Source organism: Streptomyces sp. cg35 (assembly GCF_050410835.1).
Taxonomy (GTDB): Bacteria; Actinomycetota; Actinomycetes; order Streptomycetales; family Streptomycetaceae; genus Streptomyces.
Map to the genome: position 1 here is coordinate 2357841 of NZ_CP191268.1, position 20444 is coordinate 2378284.

Genomic DNA, 20444 nt, shown 5'->3' on the forward strand with positions numbered 1-20444 from the left:
CAGGAGTTGTCCACAGGCAGAAGCCTTCGTTCGCGCGATGTCAGTCCCATCGGGTTGCATGGGGGCATGAGCAACGAAGACCTCCGGACGGCCGCCGACGCCGTACTCGCCCGCCTGGTGTCCGACCCGAGCGGCACGGCCCGCCTGCGCGAGGACCAGTGGCGTGCGATCGAGGCCCTGGTCGCCGAGCACAGACGTGCCCTCGTCGTGCAGCGCACCGGCTGGGGAAAGTCCGCGGTGTACTTCGTCGCGACCGCACTCCTGCGGGAGCGGGGCAGCGGCCCGACCGTCATCGTCTCCCCGCTCCTCGCGCTGATGCGCAACCAGGTGGAGGCAGCCGAGCGCGCCGGCATCCGCGCCCGCACCATCAACTCGTCGAACACGGAGGAGTGGGACGCCGTCCGGGCCGAGGTCGCGGCGGGCGACGTCGACGTGCTGCTGGTCAGCCCCGAGCGCCTGAACAACCCCGACTTCCGGGACAACGTCCTGCCTCAACTGGCCGCCGCCACAGGCCTGCTCGTCGTCGACGAAGCGCACTGCATCTCGGACTGGGGTCACGACTTCCGCCCCGACTACCGACGCCTGCGCACCATGCTTGCCGATCTGCCCCAGGGCGTGCCGGTCCTGGCCACGACGGCGACGGCCAACGCGCGGGTGACGGCCGACGTCGCCGACCAGCTCGGCACCGGCGGCGGCTCGGACGCCCTCGTGCTGCGCGGGCCGCTCGATCGCGAGAGCCTGAGCCTCGGTGTGCTGCAACTTCCCGACGCCGCACACCGTTTGGCCTGGCTGGCCGACCACCTCGACGAGCTGCCGGGCTCGGGGATCATCTACACGCTCACGGTCGCCGCCGCCGAGGAGGTCACGGCGTATCTGCGTCAGTGCGGCCACACCGTGACGTCGTACACGGGAAAGACGGAGAACGCGGACCGGCAGCAGGCCGAGGAGGATCTCCTGGCGAACCGGGTGAAGGCTCTGGTGGCCACCTCCGCGCTCGGCATGGGTTTCGACAAACCCGACCTCGGGTTCGTCGTCCACCTCGGCTCCCCTTCCTCCCCGATCGCGTACTACCAGCAGGTGGGGCGTGCGGGACGTGGCGTCGAGCACGCGGAGGTGCTGCTGCTCCCCGGCAAGGAGGACGAGGCGATCTGGCGCTACTTCGCCTCGCTCGCGTTCCCTCCGGAGGAGCAGGTGCGGCGCACCCTGGACGTGCTCGCGCAGTCCGAGAAGCCGCTCTCGCTCCCGGCTCTCGAACCTCTTGTGGAGCTGCGTCGTTCGCGCCTGGAAATCATGCTCAAGGTCCTGGACGTGGACGGCGCGGTGCACCGGGTGAAGGGCGGCTGGATCGCCACCGGACAGCCGTGGACGTACGACACCGAGCGTTATGCGTGGGTCGCCAAACAGCGGGAGGCCGAGCAGCAGGCGATGCGCGACTACGTCACGACGACCGACTGCCGCATGGAGTTCCTGCGCCGTCAGTTGGACGACGAGGCGGCAGCGCCGTGCGGGCGCTGCGACAACTGCGCGGGGGCGCGGTTCGAGGCCTCCGTCTCACCGGACGCGCTGACCTCGGCGCGAGGCGAACTCGGGCGCCCCGGAGTCGAGGTGGAACCGAGGAAGATGTGGCCCACCGGCCTCGCGGCCGTGGGCATCGATCTGAAGGGACGCATTCCGGCGGGCGAACAGGCGGGCGCGGGACGAGCGCTCGGCCGCCTCTCGGACATCGGCTGGGGCAATCGGCTGCGGCCCATGCTCACCCCACAGGCACCGGACGGGCCGGTGCCGGACGACGTCGCCCGGGCCGTCGTGGAGGTTCTCGCCGACTGGGCCAAGGGGCCCGGCGGCTGGGCGAGCGCCGGCTCCGACGCGCAGCCGCGCCCTGTAGGCGTGGTCACTCTGGCGTCCCACACCCGGCCGCGGCTCATCCAGTCGCTGGGGGCCGGTATCGCCCAGGTCGGCCGTATGCCGCTCCTCGGCACCATCGAATACGCGCCGGGCAGCGACACCGCGCACATCCCCCGCAGCAACAGCGCACAGCGTCTCCGGGCCCTGGAGGGAACGTTGACGTTGCCGCACGAGCTGACCGAGGCACTCGCGCGCGCGGGCGGCCCGGTTCTGCTCGTCGACGACTACACGGAGACCGGATGGACGTTGGCCATGGCCGCTCGGCTGCTCCGTCGGGCCGGCGCGGAAGGGGTGTTGCCGCTGGTCCTGGCGGTACAGGGCTGATTCGCGCGTCGAGGACCCAACCTTTGGGCAGGGATATTGGCGACGCATCGCCGGATACCGGTCCCGGGTCGTGATTGCTCGTTGCCCTGCGCCTGTACGACAGGAAGAATTGGCACAGCTCCCCGCGCGGCTCCCCAGTGGTCCGGAAGGGCTGTGCCGCGGTGCGCTCCCCCAGTCAGACCCCGCCCTCGCTGTGGGCGTGTAGCCGAAGGGAGGACCGTGACCTTCGGATTCGCTCCGTCCTCGGCCGCGTCGATGTCCGCGTCATCGATGCGCTCCGAGAGGTCCGCCGATTCCGTCAACCGACCGACCAGGCTGCTGGAACCCGCGGAGTGGGCGGCAGCCGGAATTCCGCTGCTGCGCAATCCTCGCGAGGTCGTCAGCGGCCTGCACACCCGCCACCGGCCGATGCCCCGGACCGCCGTGGTGGCCGTACTCGACCCGGAGGAACGGCTGAACGCCAGCGCCTCGTTCACCCGCCGTGAGAGCGCCACCGACGGCTGGACGTTCCGCAACGCGCTGCTCTCCCAGCTGCGCCGGGTCATCCCGCACGACCTGCGTCGCCGCACTCCGGTCCGTACCGCTGTCCTGCTGTACTGCCGTGAGGGAGACGCTCGTTGGACGGAGGAGGACGGGGCCTGGATGTGGGGGCTGCGGGACGCCTGCACCCTGCACGGCCTGCGCTGCGGGGCATACATCACGATGACGCGTGACGGCTGGCAGGTGCTCGGCGAGGGCCGGGGTGGACGGCGCCCGAGTGTGGGCTCCGTGGCCGGGGTGCTCGGCGGCGACGAGCAGCGGGAGCCACGGACCAGTGGTGCCGCGACGGAGATGCTCCGCCGGGCGGCGGCCCGCTGAACCGCATCGCCGCGGTCGCGCACCGGCCTGCCGGACTCCCCGGACACCGACGAGCGGTGCGGGCAGCCGGCAAGCGGTACGTCAGACCCCGGCGCCGAGCAGCGTGTTGACGCGCTGCGGGTCGCCGCACACGATCAGCAGGGCACCGGCCCTGCCGAGTGCCAGCGGCAGCGCCGTCGTGGCCGTCTGGTCGGCGCCGCCGTTCACGGCGACGACGACCACCGGGCGCGACGCGGCACGGTCCAGGGCGGAGGCGTCGGCGTAGAAGACGTCGTCGCCCGCATCGTGCTGCGTCCAGTAGGCGTTCTCGCCGAACGACAGCTCGTGAGCGGCCCACAGGTGCGGCTCACCCGTGGTGATCACCAGGATGTCGCCGGGCGCACGACCGGAGTCGAGCAGCAGATCGACGGCTTCCTCCGCGGCGTCCAGCGCGCCCTCGGCCGAGGCCGGGATGAGCTGGAGCTGCGGCTGAGACGCCGAAGTCGACGGGACGGCAGGGGCCTTCGGCCCCGGCTTGGCGGCGGGAGCCGACTCGCGCGGGGTGCGCTGCGCGGGCGGCGCGGGCCTTGCGGGACCCGGGCGGCCGGGTCGCGGCGGCGCCGCGGGACGCGGGCCGGGTACGGGACGAGGGGTCGGCGCGGTACGGCCACTGGCCGGCGTGGCGCGGGGACCCTGGGCACTCTCGTGAATCTGAGGCTCCTCGGGAATGAGAGGCATGAGCTGATATTTATCAAACGCAGGTGCGACTCGCATCGGCGGGTGGCACATAGGTGCGAGCACAGCGGTCAGAAGTCGAAGCCGAGCTGGCCCTCGATCTCCGGAACGCTTGCGTCCGCCCAGCTGCGGGCCTTCTTGAGGTGCCGCCACTGGGGCAGCGCATCAAGATACGCCCACGAAAGCCGGTGGTGCGGGGTGGGCCCCCGCTCCTCCAACGCGGCGCGATGCACCGGCGACGGGTATCCGGCGTTGGCCGCAAACCCGAAGTCTGCATGGTCGATACCCAGTTCGGCCATCATTTTGTCGCGGCGGACCTTGGCGATCACCGAGGCCGCGGCGACGGCGATGCAGGAACGGTCCCCCTTGATCACCGTACGGACCTGCCAGGGGGCACCCAAATAGTCGTGCTTCCCGTCGAGAATGACGGCGTCCGGCCGCACCGGCAGCCCTTCCAGGGCACGCACGGCGGCGAGACGGAGCGCCGCCGTCATCCCCAGATCATCGATCTCCTCGTGCGAGGCGTGACCGAGGGCGTGCGCGGTGACCCAGCTCTCCAGCTCCTCCGCGAGCGTCTCGCGACGCTTGGGGCTGATCAGCTTGGAGTCGGTGAGCCCCTCGGGCGGGCGGCGCAGGCCCGTGACAGCGGCACAGACGGTGACCGGGCCCGCCCAGGCGCCGCGGCCGACCTCGTCGACACCGGCGACGATCTTGGCTCCGGTGGTGGCGCGCAGTGAGCGCTCGACGGCGTGGGTGGGTGGTTCGTACGGCATGGCGGCACACAGCGTACGCCGCCGACGCCCCGCCGCGACACCCGGCCGGGCTCAGCCCGCGTGCCGCCGCAGCAGGGGCACCATCACCTGGTCGACCATCTCCACCAGATCCACCTCTTCCCATTCGCTTCCGCACACCTTGGAGCGGTACATCATCAGTGCGGGAATGACGTCGCACACCGCGGCGTCCGCGGCGTCAGGGCGCACCTCACCGCGCTCGATCCCACGACGTACGACTTCCTTGATCAGCTGCACACTGGGCTCGACGACACCCTCGATGATCACGCCGTGAAAGCGCTCGGCCGTCAAGGTGTCGCACTCGTGAAGCACGGAGCGCACCGCAAAACCGGGCCGCGAGTACATGGCCGCCCGCATCTGCCGGCACAGCTCCAACAGGTCCTCGCGTACTCCCCCGAGATCCGGAGCGGAGTCCAGTTTGGGCAGTCCGGCCTGGAGGGCGTCGACCACGAGGTCCTCCTTGGAGGGCCAGCGCCGGTACACCGCGGCCTTGCCCGTCTGTGCGCCCGCGGCGACACCTTCCATGGTGAGACCGTTCCAGCCGACCGTACTGAGCTGATCCAGCGCGGCGTCCAGGATGGCCCGTTCGAGCACGGGACCACGCCTGCGCATGGAGGCGGCCGACTGAGCGGAGGCGGCCGTCCAGCGCGAAGTAACCATCGTCATCTCTCCGTTGAGCAGGTCGAGCGGTGAACAACGCACGGCAACAAGTTCAGTGAACGGTTGCGTTCACTGAAGGGGACTCACTACCGTTGACGCGACAGTGAACGGGATCGTTCACTAATACGCCCGTGGGGGATCCATAGTGACAACCTCTCAGTTAACGCAAGATCAGAAACCGGGAGCGGCCCGCCGGGAGGGGCACCCCGGCATCGCCCTGACCGTCATCGCCGCCTGCCAACTCATGGTGGTCCTCGACGCGACGATTGTGAACATCGCGCTCCCGCACATTCAGGACGCTCTCAAATTCTCGACCACCGACCTCACTTGGGTGGTCAGCGCCTACACCCTCACCTTCGGCGGCCTGCTGCTTCTCGGCGGCCGCGCCGGTGACATCCTCGGCCGTCGCCGGGTCTTCATGACCGGCATCCTGCTGTTCACCTTCGCCTCCCTCCTCGGCGGACTCGCCCAGGAACCGTGGCAGTTGCTGACAGCGCGCGCCCTTCAGGGCGTCGGTGGCGCGATCGCGTCGCCCACTTCACTGGCACTCATCACCACCACGTTCCCCGAAGGACCGGAACGGAACCGCGCGTTCGGGGTCTTCGCCGCGGTCTCGGCGGGCGGCGGCGCCGTCGGCCTCCTGGCCGGCGGCATGCTGACGGAGTGGCTGGACTGGCGCTGGGTGCTGTTCGTGAACGTACCCATCGGCATTCTGATCGCGGTCCTCGCACCGAGGTACATCAACGAGTCGGAGCGTCACCCGGGACGTTTCGACATCTCCGGGGCGCTGACGTCCACGCTCGGCATGGCGGCCCTCGTGTACGGCTTCATCCGTGCGTCCGAGGAGGGCTGGCGGGACAACCTGACCCTCGGATCGTTCGGCGCCGCCGTCGCGCTTCTGGTGGCGTTCGTGGCCATCGAGAGCCGGGCCAAGGAACCGATCACCCCGCTGAAGATGTTCGCCGACCGCAACCGGTCGGGCACGTACGTGATCATGTTGAGTCTCGCCGCGGCCATGCTCGGCATGTTCTTCTTCATCGTCCTGTTCGTACAGAACGTGCTGGGCTACTCGCCGATCGAGGCAGGTCTCGCCTTCCTGCCGGTGACGGCTGCGATCGCGGTCGGCGCCGGTCTGTCGCAGCGGTTCCTACCGGTCCTGGGACCGAAGCCCTTCCTGGTGGGCGGTTCGGCCCTGGTGGCCGTCGGGCTCGCCTGGCAGGCGCTGATCAGCCCTGACAGCTCCTACGTGGGCGGGATCCTCGGCCCGATGCTGATCTTCGCCTTCGGTATGGGCCTGAACTTCGTGACGGTGACTCTCACCGCGGTCTCCGGAGTGGCCCCGCACGAGGCGGGGGCGGCTTCGGGGCTGCTGAACACGACGCAGCAGGTGGGCGGTTCGCTGGGGTTGTCCATTCTGACGACCGTCTTCGGTACGGCGAGCCGTGACGAGGCCAAGACCCAGGCGGCCGACTTCATGGCCAACGCATCGCCCGAACAGAAGGCCGAGTTCGCCAGGACCCACGAGCTGCCAGCGCCGTGGAGCCACGAGATCTTGGCACACGGCATCTCCACGGCGTTCATCCCAGCGGCGGCCATGGCCGTCCTCGCCGTGGTGGTCGCCTTGCTGGTGATCAAGGTCCGCAAAAGCGACCTCGAGGCGCTCTCCGGCACAGCGAGCGCTGCAGGGCCGTCCGGGGGCTGAGGGCCCTGCCGAGTACGTGGATGCCGGGTCACTGTGCACAGCGAGGCACGGCCCGGCATCCACGATGCCGGTCGCTCATCAAAGGCAGAAGGGTGCGGTGCGTCAGACCGACGAGGTCGGCGCCCACTCCGGAAGCGCCTCGGTCCGCTCCAGCCAGTCGGCCGGCGGCCCTCCATCCTTGCCCGAAGCGACGACGCCGCCCACGATCGCGCAGGTCGTGTCCATGTCGCCGCCCACCTGGGCGGTGCTCCAGAAGGCCCGCTCGAAGTCTCCGAGCCCGCGCGCCGCGGACCACAGGGCGAACGGCACGGTGTCATGCGCGGACGTCCGCCGACCGCACCCGAGCACCGCGGCCACAGTGGCCGGGTCGCCGTAGTCGAGCATATCCTTGGCCCGGCGCAGGCCCGCTCCCACCGCGCTGCGCGGCACGAGGGCGATCACGCCGTCCAGCAGGTCCCGCGGGCTCGGCGGCCCCGCAGGATCGGCCACCAGCGCCGCGGCGGCGGCCACGGCCATCGCGCCGACGACGGCCTCACGGTGCTGATGCGTGGGATACGCGGAGATCTCGGCCTGGTGCGTGGCCTGCTCGGGGTCGTCGGCGTAGTAGGCGCCGAGCGGCGCGATGCGCATCGCCGCGCCGTTGCCCCACGAGCCCTGCCCCTTGAACAGCGCGGACGCGAGCATCCGCCAGTCGCCGCCTTCCCGGATCTGCCGCAGCAGCCGGTTCACAGCGGGGCCGTACCCACGGTCGAAGTCGTGGCGCTCGGCGAACGAACGCGCGAGTTCGTCCTGGTCGATACGGTCGTGAGCAGCGAGGACGGCCACCACGGAGCATGCCATCTCGGTGTCGTCGGTCCACTGCCAGGTGCCGTCCGGAACGGCGCGGCGCTTGAGCAGCGGATAGTTCGCCGGGACGAAGAACTGCGACCCCAGCGCATCGCCCACGGAAAGTCCGCGCAGGCTGGACAAGGCGCGGTCCAAGCGCCCGTCGGGAGAGGAATCAGCGGTCATCGCCCTGCCACTCTATCCGGTGACCCCATAGGGCCTAGGGTCGCACCATCGTTCGAATGGCCGGTTCAGTTCGTATTTGCCGTTCTCCCCGAGAACGAGCGCCCGCGTCTCGGCGTTCCCGGGATTCGACAGTGATTCGAAATCCGCGACGCTCCAGTGGAACCAGCGCATACAGAACAGCCGCATGGTCAGGCCGTGGGTCACGAGCAGCACGTTCGGCGGATGGTCGGGCTCTTCGAAGCTGCGGTACAGGCTCTCCAGGAACGCCCCCACCCGGTCGTACACATCCGCCCCGGATTCTCCCTGCGCGAAGCGGTAGAAGAAGTGCCCGTAGGCGTCGCGGTAGGCCTTCTGGAGCCGTACGTCGTCGCGGTCCTGCCAGTTCCCCCAGTCCTGCTCCCTGAGGCGAGGCTCCTCCCGCACCCGGACGAGCTCGGGGTCGAGACGGAACGCCCGGAACGTCTCATGGGTACGCCGGTACGGCGAGACGTAGACGCTCACCCGCTCGCGGCCGAACAGCTCCCGCAGCTCTTGCCCCGTCTCATCGGCCTGCCTCCACCCCGTCTCGGTCAGCGCCAGGGCATGGTCGGGCTCACGCTCGTACACGGTGTCATCGGCGTTTCCCTCGGATTCGCCGTGTCGGACAAGAACGATGCGCCGCGGTCGTGCCATGCCACGACCCTAGATCGAATCGGCCGGGTCCGAGCACCCGTACGGGCTCCATCCGGCGTAGACATGGCATGGCAGCGCACGATGGCACGCGCGCGTGGTCGGGGCCTCACACGGTCCAGGTCGGCTCCAGCTTCACGATGTCACCGGTGATGGCGGCCACGTCGGCCTCGATCTGGGCTCTCAGGGACAGCCGCTCCACCCGGTCGACCTGGTACTTACCGTGCTCGGCGGCCGACTGCCACATCGAGAGGACCAGGAACTCGTCGCCCGGGGCCTCCCCGAAGAGGCCACGGACCATCCCGGGCGAGCCGGCCATGGCCGGGTTCCAGACCTTCTGCTGCATCAACGTGAAGTGCTCCGCCCGCTCGGCATTCACCTGGCAGTGCGCGACCCGTACGACATCCGCGTCCGTGAACCGCGGCTCGAAGCCGGTCTTCACATCGAAGCGGTGGTCGAACAGCTTCGTTTGAATGCCCTTGTACGTCCCCGACTGCGCCGCCGCGAGCCGGTCGTGGGACCGCGCCATGAAGGAGTCGTAAAAGGCACGGCTCTCCCAGAAACCGAAGACATGGGCCACGTCGGGCCGTTTTCTGCTCCAGCCACCGCCCTGCCCCCGGAACCCCGGCTCCCCAAGGAGCCCCGCCCATTTCCGCTGCCCTCGCTCGAACCCCCGACGGTCCACCACAGTGCAGCGAATCCACTTGACCAGCACCGCGCCATCGTACGGCGCGGCGCATGAAGCGGGGCCACTCTCCGGTGTAGTGCACGCGCAGCAACTCGGCGGGATCCCGACGCTCAACTCGAACCCGAACTAACGATCGAGAAACGTCCTCAACTCGCTCGCCTGAACGTTCCGTTCGCCCCGTGGACCGAGAATCAGCTCTCGCAGCCCCGGCCGCACCTAATCCGACATCGCAGAGCAACTCCTCGCTCGCACGCAGGAAAGCCCATTTGCTCCAGTACGGCTGCGAACAACAGGTCGCGCTCATAGCCGTGGCCGCCACGGCGCTTTTGCACCAACTTGTTCTACAGAAAGGCCAGATCAAGGGGTGTCGGCCTGCTCAGCAGCATTTCCGGATTCTCGAACGGAATCGCCACTGCATGGGCTACAAGGGCACGGCACAAGCCTCGGAGCGTCTCCCCATCCGCCTCCAGGTCTCCCTTGAAGCCGATCCGCGGCAACTGGGCCTCAATATCCAGTACTTCCGCGCTCCAGGTCATTCCACAATGATCGACATGACGGCGCTCTTCACCAACCCGGTTTCGGCACGACTGGCCGACGCACAGCGTGTCCTCGTCGCAGGCGCGGGCGGTGGTTTCGACATCTACGCGGGCCTGCCCATAGCCCTCTCCCTCCTCCATGAAGGCAAGGAAGTCCAACTGGCCAATCTGACGTTCAGCGCGGTCGAGGGGCTGCCGTCGGACGCCTGGACAGCCCCGGACGTGGCACGGGTGACGCCGGACTCGGCGCCTCACCAGACCTACTTCCCCGAGCGCACCCTCGCTCAATGGCTGCGCCTGCACGGCTATCCCGACACGGTGCACGCCCTCGCGCGCGTGGGCGTGCAGCCGCTGCGCGCCGCCTACAAGTCGCTGATCGAGCAGTACGACATCGACGCGGTGGTCCTGGTGGACGGGGGCACGGACATCCTGATGCGGGGTGACGAATCAGGTCTCGGCACACCCGAGGAGGACCTCACGAGCGTGGCCGCGCTCGCGCGTATCGAAGGTCCCGCACGACTCGTCCTCTCCCTCGGGTTCGGAGTCGACGCGTACCACGGGGTCAGTCACGGACTGGTCCTGGAGAACATCGCAGCTCTGGAGCGGTCGGGCGACTACTTGGGTGCCTTTTCGCTGTCCCGCGCATCAAAGGAGGGCGCCCTGTTCGTGGACGCTGTCGCCCATGCGCAGGAACACACGCCTGCCCATCCGAGCATCGTCAACGGATCGATCGCGGCCGCGGTCCAAGGCGCTTTCGGAGACGTGCAGTTCACGGCGCGCACCCGCGGCAGTGAGCTGTTCATCAATCCTCTGATGGCGCTCTACTTCGCGTTCGAACTCGAGGGGGTGGCACGGCACTGCCAGTATCTGGACCGCATCGAGGACACCCACCTCATCCGGCAGGTGAGCAGTGCCATCGAGTCCTTCCGTGAGGAGACATCCACCCGGCCGCCCCGCCGCATCCCGCACTGACGGGTACGGCCGCGCGGTGTCAGTGGGACCACGTAGCGTGTCTGTAGCACTCAACATTGCACCGAGAAGGGGGAGTTCGGTGAGCAGCCTCCGCAAGGGGATCGAGAAGATCGAAGTCGGCCTGAAGTGGGACCCGAGCCCGTTGGGCTCGCTTCCCCACGACCTGGACCTCATCGCCGCGACGTACACGGGTGACGACCCGCACGGCAGCCCCGCCTATGTCGTCCACTTCGACAGCCGCTCCCCCGACGGGACCATCACCCTCAACCGGGACAGCAGAACCGGGATGGGACTCGGTTTCGACGAGGTGATGACGCTCGAGCTGGATCGGCTGGCGGACCGGTACGCACGCGTGGTCGTGGGCGTCGCCATACAGCAGAGCGAACAACAGCCGGCCGGGCAGACCACGGTGTTCCGGGACGTGGCGAACACGGCCGTACGGATACGGGAGGGCTACACCGACCTGTCGCAGCACGACCTCTCCGCGGTGGGCGGCAGTTCGGCGACCACGATCGCCGAGTTCACCCGGGACGCCGACGGCGAGTGGTCGTTCCAGGAAGTCGTCCGCGGCTTCGACGGCGACCTCGCCTCGTTCGCCGTCGCGATGGGCAGCCTCTAGCCCGCCGACGCCGAAGGGGCGGCGGAACCGTAGTGGTCCCGCCGCCCCTTCGGATCAGGCGATCAGCTGCAACCGCTGGTCGAGCCGCAGCCCTCGCAGATGTAGCAGGAGCCGGCGCGCTGCATCTTCGTACCGCAGGAGAAGCAGAGCGGGGCGTCGGCCTGGATGCCCAGCTGCATCTCGACGAGCTCGGCGCTGGTGTGCGCCTGCTTCGGGGCGGGCTGCGCGGTGGCGGCCTCGGCCTTCGGCGTCTCGACGGCCTTCAGGGACTCAGCCTGCAGCGTCTGGACGGGCGCCGACTGCGCCAGCCCCTCGACGTCGACCTCGTCCTCGGAGGGCTCGTAGGAGCCCGTCTCAAGGTGACGCTGACGCTCCTCGGCGGAGTGGATGCCGAGCGCGGAGCGCGTCTCGAACGGCAGGAAGTCGAGCGCCAGGCGACGGAAGATGTAGTCGACGATCGACTGCGCCATCCGCACGTCCGGGTCGTCCGTCATACCGGCCGGCTCGAAGCGCATGTTCGTGAACTTCGAGACGTACGTCTCGAGCGGCACGCCGTACTGCAGACCCACGGAGACGGCGATGGAGAAGGCGTCCATCATGCCCGCGAGGGTGGAGCCCTGCTTGGACATCTTCAGGAAGACCTCACCGAGACCGTCGTCCGGGTAGGAGTTGGCGGTCATGTAGCCCTCGGCGCCGCCCACCGTGAAGGAGGTGGTGATGCCGGGACGGCCCTTGGGGAGACGCTTGCGGACCGGGCGGTACTCGACGACCTTCTCGACCGCCTTGCGGATCTCCGCCTCGGCCTTCTCCGTGACCTCGGCCTTCTCCTTCTCCTTGGTCTTGGCGGAGAGGGGCTGGCCGACCTTGCAGTTGTCGCGGTAGATGGCGAGCGCCTTGACGCCCATCTTCCAGGCCTCGAAGTAGACCTCCTCGACGTCCTCGACCGTCGCCGTCTCCGGCAGGTTGACGGTCTTGGAGAGGGCGCCGGAGATCCAGGGCTGGATCGCGGCCATCATGCGGACGTGGCCCATCGCGGAGATGGAGCGCTCGCCCATGGCGCAGTCGAAGACCTCGTAGTGCTCGGTCTTCAGGCCCGGGGCGTCGACCACGTTGCCGTTGTCGGCGATGTGGGCGACGATCGCCTCGATCTGCTCCTCCTGGTAACCCAGGCGGCGCAGGGCCTGCGGCACGGTGCCGTTGACGATCTGCATCGAGCCGCCGCCGACCAGCTTCTTGAACTTGACCAGGGCGAGGTCGGGCTCGAGGCCGGTGGTGTCGCAGGACATCGCGAGACCGATGGTGCCGGTCGGCGCGATGACGGACGCCTGGGAGTTACGGAAACCGTTCTTCTCCCCGAGGCGGATCACGTCCTGCCAGGCCTCCGTGGCGGCGGCCCAGATCGGCGTGTCCAGGTCGTCGACACGGACGGCCACGGAGTTGGCGTCGGCGTGCTGCTTCATGACGCGCTGGTGCGGGGTGGCGTTCTTGGCGTAGCCGTCGTACGGGCCGACGACCGCCGCGAGCTCCGCGGAGCGCTTGTAGGACGTACCCGTCATCAGCGACGTGACGGCGCCGGCGAGAGCGCGGCCGCCGTCGGAGTCGTAGGCGTGGCCGGTCGCCATGAGCAGGGCGCCCAGGTTCGCGTAGCCGATGCCGAGCTGACGGAAGGCGCGGGTGTTCTCGCCGATCTTCTGGGTCGGGAAGTCCGCGAAGCAGATCGAGATGTCCATCGCGGTGATGACCAGCTCGACGACCTTCGAGAAGCGCTCGACGTCGAAGGACTGGTGGCCCTTGCCGTCGTCCTTCAGGAACTTCATCAGGTTCAGCGAGGCGAGGTTGCAGGACGTGTTGTCCAGGTGCATGTACTCGCTGCACGGGTTCGAGCCGTTGATCCGGCCGGACTCCGGGCACGTGTGCCACTGGTTGATGGTGTCGTCGTACTGGATGCCGGGGTCGGCACAGGCCCAGGCGGCCTCGGCCATCTTGCGGAAGAGCGACTTGGCGTCGACCTCCTCGATGACGTCACCGGTCATACGGGACGTCAGACCGAACTTGCCGCCCTCCTCGACCGCCTTCATGAACGTGTCGTTCACACGGACCGAGTTGTTGGCGTTCTGGTACTGGACGGACGTGATGTCGTCGCCGCCCAGGTCCATGTCGAAGCCCGCGTCGCGCAGGGCGCGGATCTTCTCCTCTTCCTTCACCTTGGTCTCGATGAAGTCCTCGATGTCGGGGTGGTCGACGTCGAGGATGACCATCTTGGCCGCGCGGCGCGTGGCGCCACCCGACTTGATCGTTCCTGCAGAGGCGTCGGCACCGCGCATGAAGGAGACGGGGCCCGAGGCGTTGCCACCGGAGGAGAGCAGCTCCTTAGAGGAGCGGATCCGGGAGAGGTTCAGGCCGGCGCCGGAGCCGCCCTTGAAGATCATGCCCTCTTCCTTGTACCAGTCGAGGATCGACTCCATGGAGTCGTCGACGGCAAGGATGAAGCAGGCGGAGACCTGCTGGGGCTGCGGGGTGCCGACGTTGAACCACACCGGCGAGTTGAAGCTGAAGATCTGGTGCAGGAGGGCGTACGCCAGTTCGTGCTCGAAGATCTCGGCGTCGGCGGGCGAAGCGAAGTACTTGTAGTCCTCGCCGGCCTTCCGGTACGTCTTCACAATGCGGTCGATGAGCTGCTTCAGGCTCACCTCTCGCTGCGGGGTGCCCACGGCGCCCCGGAAGTACTTGCTGGTGACGATGTTGACCGCGTTCACCGACCAGAACTCGGGGAACTCGACGCCACGCTGCTCGAAATTGACCGAGCCGTCGCGCCAGTTGGTCATGACGACGTCACGACGCGCCCATTCCACCTCGTCGTACGGATGCACGCCGGGGGTGGTGTGGATGCGCTCGATACGCAGACCCTTGGTGGCCTTGGAACCCTTCGCTCGGGAACCTCGTGTCGGGCCGCTCGCCGTCTCTGTCATGCCGCCTCCCATATACCGGGCTAAAACGCCCAAAAGTGCCTGGTTCTTCCCGTGGCACGGTGTGTGTCTTGTGTTGCGGGCGCCGCTCTTGCCGCCCGCAACAGGTCTGTGGATCGCCGCCGCCCGGCCCTTGGCCGGTCAGTCGGCGGCGTGGGCGGGCACGGGGACTTCCACAGTCCCTCCGGGCCCGCTGTCACTCTCTACGCGCTCCGCGCCCGCGGCGTCCGCCTCCGCGCCGGGCGCTTGTTCCCTCAGTTCCGCGATCGCGGACTCGAAGTCCTCCAGCGAGTCGAACGCCCGGTACACGGACGCGAACCGCAAGTAGGCAACGAGATCCAGCTCCTGAAGCGGGCCGAGTATGGCCAGGCCCACGTCATGGGTGGTCAATTCGGCGCTCCCGGTGGCACGCACCGCTTCCTCGACCCGCTGACCGAGGAGAGCGAGCGCGTCCTCGGTCACCGGGCGCCCCTGGCACGCCTTGCGTACGCCGTTGATGACCTTGGTGCGACTGAAGGGTTCGGTCACCCCGCTCCGCTTGACCACCATCAGTGAGCATGTCTCCACCGTCGTGAAACGACGGGAGCAGTCCGGACACTGACGGCGCCGGCGGATCGACGTGCCGTCGTCGGTGGTGCGGCTGTCGACGACACGACTGTCGGGATGCCTGCAGAAGGGGCAGTGCATGAACTCCCAACCCTCCTTCACGGCACGACTCGATAGCCCCGAGAGGCTGATCCCGCCCCTCGAAGCAGCCCCCAGCATAGGCGATGACCACGGCCATGAAGGACCGGGGACCACAACTTCTGGGCTGCTGATGCAATCCAACCACTACATCTGGGGTTTGGCCGCTTTTTGAGCCCTAGAGCGTGTCGCAGGGCCAGGTTCGCCGCGCGAGGCAAGGAAACCTCATGAGCCACAGCCCTCGACCGGCACGACGCACGCGAAAGGGGGCGGTGCCCGGTTGACGAGGCGGCGGATGGCAGACTGGGAGAGCCCTCAGAGCGGGTCTCGGTCCCGGCGGTGAAGCGTACCGGATTGAACCGAATCGTCACTCCGTACGAGTGCTGGCCATACACCTAGGCACATGATCACGACAAGCAATCTACGGTTTTTCACTCGAACGTGTGTTTGGCGCAACCTTTCGAAAGGAACTACCGTTGGCTAGCTAGGGAGACATTCTCGAGAGGGGCCCATCGACGTGACCACCACCGCAGACAGTGCCACCATCACTGCCCAGGGCCGCGCCCAGGGCCGACTCGAGCCGGTGCATGCCATGAATGACGCAGCCATGAGCCAGGAGGGGCCCAAGCCCGGGCGCTCGCTGCCCGGCCGACCTCCAGGCATCCGCGCGGACAGCTCGGGGCTCACCGACCGCCAGCGTCGGGTGATCGAGGTCATCAGGGACTCGGTGCAGCGCCGTGGATACCCGCCGTCGATGCGGGAGATCGGTCAGGCGGTGGGCCTGTCCAGCACCTCGTCGGTGGCGCACCAGCTGATGGCCCTCGAGCGCAAGGGTTTCCTGCGCCGCGACCCGCACCGTCCTCGCGCGTACGAGGTTCGCGGCTCGGATCAGCCGAGCGCGCAGCCCACGGACACGACGGGCAAGCCGGCCGCTTCGTATGTGCCCTTGGTCGGCCGTATCGCCGCAGGTGGTCCGATCCTCGCCGAGGAGTCGGTCGAGGATGTCTTCCCGCTCCCCCGGCAGCTGGTCGGTGACGGTGAGCTGTTCGTACTGAAGGTCGTCGGTGACTCGATGATCGAAGCCGCGATCTGCGACGGCGACTGGGTCACGGTCCGTCGCCAGCCCGTCGCGGAGAACGGTGACATCGTCGCGGCGATGCTCGACGGCGAGGCGACCGTCAAGCGCTTCAAGCGCGAGGACGGCCACGTGTGGCTGCTCCCCCACAATGCCGCGTACCAGCCCATCCCCGGTGACGAGGCGACGATCCTCGGCAAGGTGGTGGCGGTACTGCGCCGGGTGTGACTCCTCCCTGACCGGGCCCCGGAACCAACTGCGCCGGTTCCGGGGCCCAGCGCTGTCCACGCCAGGCCCCGTGGTCAGCCGAATCGCTGCGCAGGGCTGAAGAGCTACTTGTCGTCGGCCTTCGCTGTCGCGTCGATCGCGGCGAGCGACCGCCGCACCTGATTCCGGTCCGTCGTGTACCAGAAGTCCGGCATCGAGGCGCGCAGATAGCTGCCATAGCGGGCCGTCGCCAGGCGGGGGTCGAGGACGGCGACGACGCCACGATCTCCCGTGGCGCGTACGAGACGGCCTGCCCCCTGCGCCATGAGCAGCGCCGCATGCGTCGCCGCCACCGCCATGAAGCCGTTGCCGCCGGCGTCCTCGACGGCCTTCTGCCGGGCGCTCATCAGCGGATCGTCGGGGCGTGGGAACGGGATTTTGTCCATGACGACCAGCTGGCAGCCGGCTCCCGGTACGTCCACGCCCTGCCACAGGGACAGCGTGCCGAACAAGCAGGTCTTCGGGTCCGCGGCGAAGCCCTTGATCAGCTCGCCGAGGGTGTCCTCGCCCTGCAGCAGGATCGGGTACTCGGGAATCCTCGTCCGCAGTTCCTCAGCCGCCGCCTGGGCGGCGCGCATCGACGAGAACAGGCCCAGCGTTCTGCCGCCGGCCGCCTGCATCAGTTCGGCCAGCTCGTCCATCATGTCGCTCCGCGTGCCTTCGCGTGCGGGACGGGCCAGGTGCTTGGCGACGTAGAGGATGCCCTGCTTCGGGTAGTCGAACGGCGAGCCGACGTCGATGCCCCTCCACTCGGGCAGGTCGTCGCCCTTCGTGCCCTCGGGAGCGAGGCCCAGAGAGGCGCCCACTCCATTGAAGTCACCGCCGAGCTTCAAGGTCGCCGATGTCAGGGTGACGGAGCGGTCGGAGAAGAGTTTCTCTCGCAGCAGTCCCGAGACGGACATGGGCGCCACGCGCAGCGACGCCCCGAACCGGTCATGGCGCTCGTACCAGACGACGTCCCACTCCGATCCGTTCGTGATCCGCTCCGCGACGCCGTGGATCGTCTCCACTGAGGCGAGAGCCTGCTTTCGTACGGCGTCCTCGTCCTGAACGGACTTGTCCCGCGTCGATCCGATGGCGGTGATGACGGTGCGTGCGGCGTCGCGAAGCGCCATCAGCGCATAGCCGAGGTCTTCCGGAATCTCCTCGAGGCGGCCGGGCAGGGCCAGCTCCATGAGTCGCTCGAAGCCCTCGGCGGCGGTCTGGAGCTGATCGGCGGCCTTCTCGTTCACGAGCTTGGCTGCGCGGCGCACGGCACGATTGACCTGGCCGGACGTGAGCTCGCCGGTGGCCACGCCGGTCACCCGGGACACCAGCTCGTGAGCCTCGTCCACGATCAGGACCTCGTGCTGCGGCAGGACCGGCGCGCCCTCGATGGCGTCGATCGCGAGCAGTGCGTGGTTCGTGACGATGACGTCGGCGAGCTTGGCGCGCTCACGCGACATCTCCGCGAAGCACTCCTGTCCGTACGCGCACTTCGAGGCGCCCAGGCATTCCCTGGACGACACCGACACCTGGGACCAGGCTCGGTCCGAGACGCCGGGCGTGAGGTCGTCCCGGTCGCCCGTCTCGGTCTCGTCGGCCCAGTCCCGCATGCGCAGCAGGTCCTGTCCGAGCTTGCTGGTCGGCGCGGCCGCCTCGAACTGGTCGAAGAGCCCGTCTTCCTCGTCCTGCGGGACGCCCTCGTGGAGACGGTGCAGGCACAAGTAGTTCGACCGGCCCTTCAGCATGGCGAACTCGGGGCGGCGGCGCAGCAGCGGATGCAGGGCGTCGACCGTGCGCGGCAGGTCCCGCTCGACGAGCTGGCGCTGGAGGGCGAGCGTGGCCGTCGCCACCACGACGCGCTCCCCGTGGGCCAGGGCCGGCACCAGGTATCCGAGTGACTTTCCGGTGCCGGTGCCCGCCTGGACGAGCAGATGGGAGCCGTCGTCGATCGCCTCGGCGACGGTCTCGGCCATGGTCACCTGGCCAGGGCGCTCGGTGCCGCCGACCGCAGTGACCGCGGCGTGCAGGAGCTCGGGGAGTGAGGGCTTCGTCATAGCTCGACCACCCTAAGGGGCACCACTGACAATCCCGCGATCAAGGCTGGTGCAAGGGGTTGGCGACGGTGCCGTGCACGGCGGCGTGCGGGCGGTGGGAGCGGTCGCGGTAGCCGTCGAGGTGGAGCCGGTTGCGGTTGAGACACAGACGCTCGATCTCCGGCGTGAGCAGGTCGAACATCTCGTACCGCTCCTTCAGCTCCGGGAAGAGGGCGTGGTGCCGCACGATCTCCGCGCGCACCAGCGACCAGAACTCCGCTTCCGGCACTCCCAGTTGTTCCTCGCACAGCGGCGCCAGGTACCGGAAGACGCCGACGAAGAGCCCGGAGTGGATGAACTGGGTCAGGAACGCGGGACTCTCGGTGAGCAGGACGTCACGGACGTCCTGGGGCATGGAGGCGTGCTCCGGAAGCGGTTCGGCGCTGACATTGACGTCATCCACGAAGTCCTTGACCGCCAGGCGGACGGGTACGTCCTGGTCGTCGAAGACGACGATGGCGTTCTCACCGTGCGGCGAGAACACGGTTCCGTAGCGGTACAGAAAGCGCAGCAGGGGCGGAAGCAGAGCGGCGAAGAGCCTGCGCAGCCAGACCTTCGGGTCGAGTCCCGATCGCTCGACGAGTTCTGCCACGAACGCACGTCCGTGGGGGTCGACGTGCGACAAGGAGGCGAGGGTACGCGCCCGCTCCCCAGGAGCGAGGTGTCGCGTCACAGGCTCGCGCCAGATCGCTCCGAGCAGCTCCTTGTACTGGTAGGGGACCTCGTCGAGCCCGTCGTACAAGGGGTGCTGAACGGCCACTGAGGCGACTTCGCCCAGCAGGATGACTCCGCACTCGTCCTTGAGGAAGGTGTCGGAGTCGCGCAGTGCGAGCATCCATGTGGTCACGGCGGGAGCGGCCAGGGTGCGCTCCGTCGGGAGACCGCGCCATACAAGGGTGTTGAGAACGGACAGCGGCAGTTTGACGGTGTGCCGTTCCGGGTGGGTGGTGTTCAGGAACGTGCGAATCGACTGCTGGGGCAGGCGCAGGTCGCCGTCGGTGGGGAGGGGGACGATCTCGTGCCGGGAGATGGACGGCGCGAAGAGCGGGAGCACGATGTCGTCCCACTGCCAGGGGTGCACGGGGAGGTAGAGGTACACGGCCGGGTCCAGGCCTCGTGCGCGCAGGCTCTCGGCGAACAGCTGCCGTGTCGACATGTCCAGTTCGCGGGAGTAGAGGGAGTCAGCGGACTCCAGTCCTGAGGCGCCCCGGTAGCTGGCGAGGCCGGTGTGCACAGCGATCCAGGGGAGGCTGGTGTGACGGCGGGCCTCTGGGGCCCAGCGGGATGTGTCGGTTGCCGAGAACCCGAGGCGGCCCTTGTTGAGGACGATCCAGGGGTGGCCGGTCTGGTGGCCTTCGAGATCGGCGTATCCGAGGTCGGCGAGCCGCGCCGCGGTCACCGCGGTGTGGTCGAGGCGGGCGTCGGCGGCGAGGGTGACGGTGAGCTCGCGGATGAGGTGGCCGAGGGTGGTGCCGTCGAGGCCGATGAGGTGCTTGGTGCGCAGGAGGAAGGTGAGCGGGTCAGTGAGTGGCCCGGAATCGTGCGGAGCGAAGGACTCGGCATCCGCTGCGCTCGGTTCGGCCGTCCACTCGATGCTGTCCGGATCGACCTGCCAACTGCCGTACGCACCACGGCGGGCGCGGAATCGGACCAGTCCGCCATCCGATTCTTCGTGGCTCGGGACGGTCAGGGTGTAGAGATGGCGGCCGGGGGCAGCGGCAGCGTCCGGGTCGGCAGGCAGCGGCTGGAAGATCTCCTCGTACGCGAATTCGCCGATCAGCTTGGCCAGCAGGCGAGCTCCTGCCCTGTCCCAGTTCTCACGCGTGAGCTCGGGCGGGTCGTACAGCACGGGCGGCTCTGCGGAAATCGGGGCGACGGGCGGATTCGGCACAGGGACTCCTCGCGAGGGAACCGGATCGGGTCGA

At 68.6% G+C, this 20444-nt stretch carries 17 protein-coding genes; 6 read left to right on the forward strand and 11 right to left on the reverse strand.

Annotation, left to right across the window (positions count from 1 at the left end):
• The first annotated feature begins 66 nt into the window (after positions 1 to 66).
• A complete protein-coding gene (locus ACQUQD_RS10850; protein WP_428951841.1) occupies positions 67 to 2229 on the forward strand; it encodes a RecQ family ATP-dependent DNA helicase in 2163 nt (720 codons plus the stop codon).
• 219 nt (positions 2230 to 2448) lie between these two features.
• A complete protein-coding gene (locus ACQUQD_RS10855) occupies positions 2449 to 3087 on the forward strand; it encodes a hypothetical protein (RefSeq protein WP_428951842.1) in 639 nt (212 codons plus the stop codon).
• Positions 3088 to 3168: 81 nt separating this feature from the next.
• Here the strand turns inward: ACQUQD_RS10855 and ACQUQD_RS10860 are convergent, their stop codons facing one another.
• The 3 genes from ACQUQD_RS10860 to ACQUQD_RS10870 form a co-directional block, all read right to left on the reverse strand.
• Positions 3169 to 3804, reverse strand: a complete 636-nt coding sequence (locus tag ACQUQD_RS10860) for a hypothetical protein (protein WP_428951843.1) — start codon at positions 3802 to 3804, stop codon at positions 3169 to 3171.
• A gap of 68 nt (positions 3805 to 3872) precedes the next feature.
• Entirely contained in the window at positions 3873 to 4574 is a 702-nt protein-coding gene (locus tag ACQUQD_RS10865) for a ribonuclease HII (RefSeq protein WP_428951844.1), read from the reverse strand.
• A 51-nt stretch (positions 4575 to 4625) separates the two neighbouring features.
• A complete protein-coding gene (locus ACQUQD_RS10870; RefSeq protein ID WP_428957515.1) occupies positions 4626 to 5252 on the reverse strand; it encodes a TetR/AcrR family transcriptional regulator in 627 nt (208 codons plus the stop codon).
• A 145-nt stretch (positions 5253 to 5397) separates the two neighbouring features.
• On the opposite strand from ACQUQD_RS10870, the gene ACQUQD_RS10875 reads away from it, so the two are divergent.
• On the forward strand, positions 5398 to 6954 hold the full coding sequence (locus ACQUQD_RS10875) for an MFS transporter (RefSeq protein ID WP_428951845.1): 1557 nt from the start codon (positions 5398 to 5400) through the stop codon (positions 6952 to 6954).
• Between the two features lie 102 nt (positions 6955 to 7056).
• On the opposite strand, the gene ACQUQD_RS10880 is transcribed toward ACQUQD_RS10875, so the two are convergent.
• The 4 genes from ACQUQD_RS10880 to ACQUQD_RS10895 all read right to left on the reverse strand — a co-directional run bounded on the left by ACQUQD_RS10880 (position 7057) and on the right by ACQUQD_RS10895 (position 9654).
• Positions 7057 to 7965, reverse strand: a complete 909-nt coding sequence (locus ACQUQD_RS10880; protein WP_428951846.1) for an ADP-ribosylglycohydrolase family protein — start codon at positions 7963 to 7965, stop codon at positions 7057 to 7059.
• A 12-nt stretch (positions 7966 to 7977) separates the two neighbouring features.
• On the reverse strand, positions 7978 to 8637 hold the full coding sequence (locus ACQUQD_RS10885) for a histidine phosphatase family protein (RefSeq protein ID WP_428951847.1): 660 nt from the start codon (positions 8635 to 8637) through the stop codon (positions 7978 to 7980).
• Positions 8638 to 8743: 106 nt separating this feature from the next.
• The gene (locus tag ACQUQD_RS10890; RefSeq protein WP_428951848.1) at positions 8744 to 9349 is read right to left on the reverse strand and encodes a YdbC family protein; all 606 of its coding nucleotides are present in this window, start codon (positions 9347 to 9349) and stop codon (positions 8744 to 8746) included.
• A gap of 164 nt (positions 9350 to 9513) precedes the next feature.
• Positions 9514 to 9654: a hypothetical protein gene (locus ACQUQD_RS10895; RefSeq protein WP_428951849.1), complete on the reverse strand. Its 141-nt coding sequence runs from the start codon at positions 9652 to 9654 to the stop codon at positions 9514 to 9516.
• 219 nt (positions 9655 to 9873) lie between these two features.
• Here ACQUQD_RS10895 and ACQUQD_RS10900 point away from each other — a divergent pair, with 219 nt between their 5' ends.
• A complete protein-coding gene (locus ACQUQD_RS10900) occupies positions 9874 to 10830 on the forward strand; it encodes a DUF1152 domain-containing protein (RefSeq protein WP_428957516.1) in 957 nt (318 codons plus the stop codon).
• 79 nt (positions 10831 to 10909) lie between these two features.
• Positions 10910 to 11449 (forward strand): TerD family protein, encoded by a 540-nt coding sequence (locus tag ACQUQD_RS10905; protein ID WP_428951850.1) that lies wholly within the window; start codon positions 10910 to 10912, stop codon positions 11447 to 11449.
• A 62-nt stretch (positions 11450 to 11511) separates the two neighbouring features.
• On the opposite strand, the gene ACQUQD_RS10910 is transcribed toward ACQUQD_RS10905, so the two are convergent.
• Together ACQUQD_RS10910 and nrdR are read right to left on the reverse strand one after the other, a co-directional pair.
• Positions 11512 to 14418, reverse strand: coding sequence for a vitamin B12-dependent ribonucleotide reductase (locus ACQUQD_RS10910; protein ID WP_428951851.1), 2907 nt, complete (start codon positions 14416 to 14418; stop codon positions 11512 to 11514).
• Between the two features lie 138 nt (positions 14419 to 14556).
• Positions 14557 to 15102: a transcriptional regulator NrdR gene (gene nrdR, locus ACQUQD_RS10915; protein ID WP_428951852.1), complete on the reverse strand. Its 546-nt coding sequence runs from the start codon at positions 15100 to 15102 to the stop codon at positions 14557 to 14559.
• A 514-nt stretch (positions 15103 to 15616) separates the two neighbouring features.
• Between nrdR and lexA the strand changes: the two genes are divergently transcribed.
• Positions 15617 to 16402, forward strand: coding sequence for a transcriptional repressor LexA (gene lexA, locus ACQUQD_RS10920; RefSeq protein WP_428951853.1), 786 nt, complete (start codon positions 15617 to 15619; stop codon positions 16400 to 16402).
• A gap of 104 nt (positions 16403 to 16506) precedes the next feature.
• Here the strand turns inward: lexA and ACQUQD_RS10925 are convergent, their stop codons facing one another.
• Both ACQUQD_RS10925 and ACQUQD_RS10930 read right to left on the reverse strand, forming a co-directional pair.
• Positions 16507 to 18480 (reverse strand): ATP-dependent DNA helicase, encoded by a 1974-nt coding sequence (locus tag ACQUQD_RS10925; protein WP_428951854.1) that lies wholly within the window; start codon positions 18478 to 18480, stop codon positions 16507 to 16509.
• 40 nt (positions 18481 to 18520) lie between these two features.
• Positions 18521 to 20410, reverse strand: a complete 1890-nt coding sequence (locus tag ACQUQD_RS10930) for an IucA/IucC family protein (RefSeq protein ID WP_428951855.1) — start codon at positions 20408 to 20410, stop codon at positions 18521 to 18523.
• Positions 20411 to 20444 lie beyond the last annotated feature (34 nt).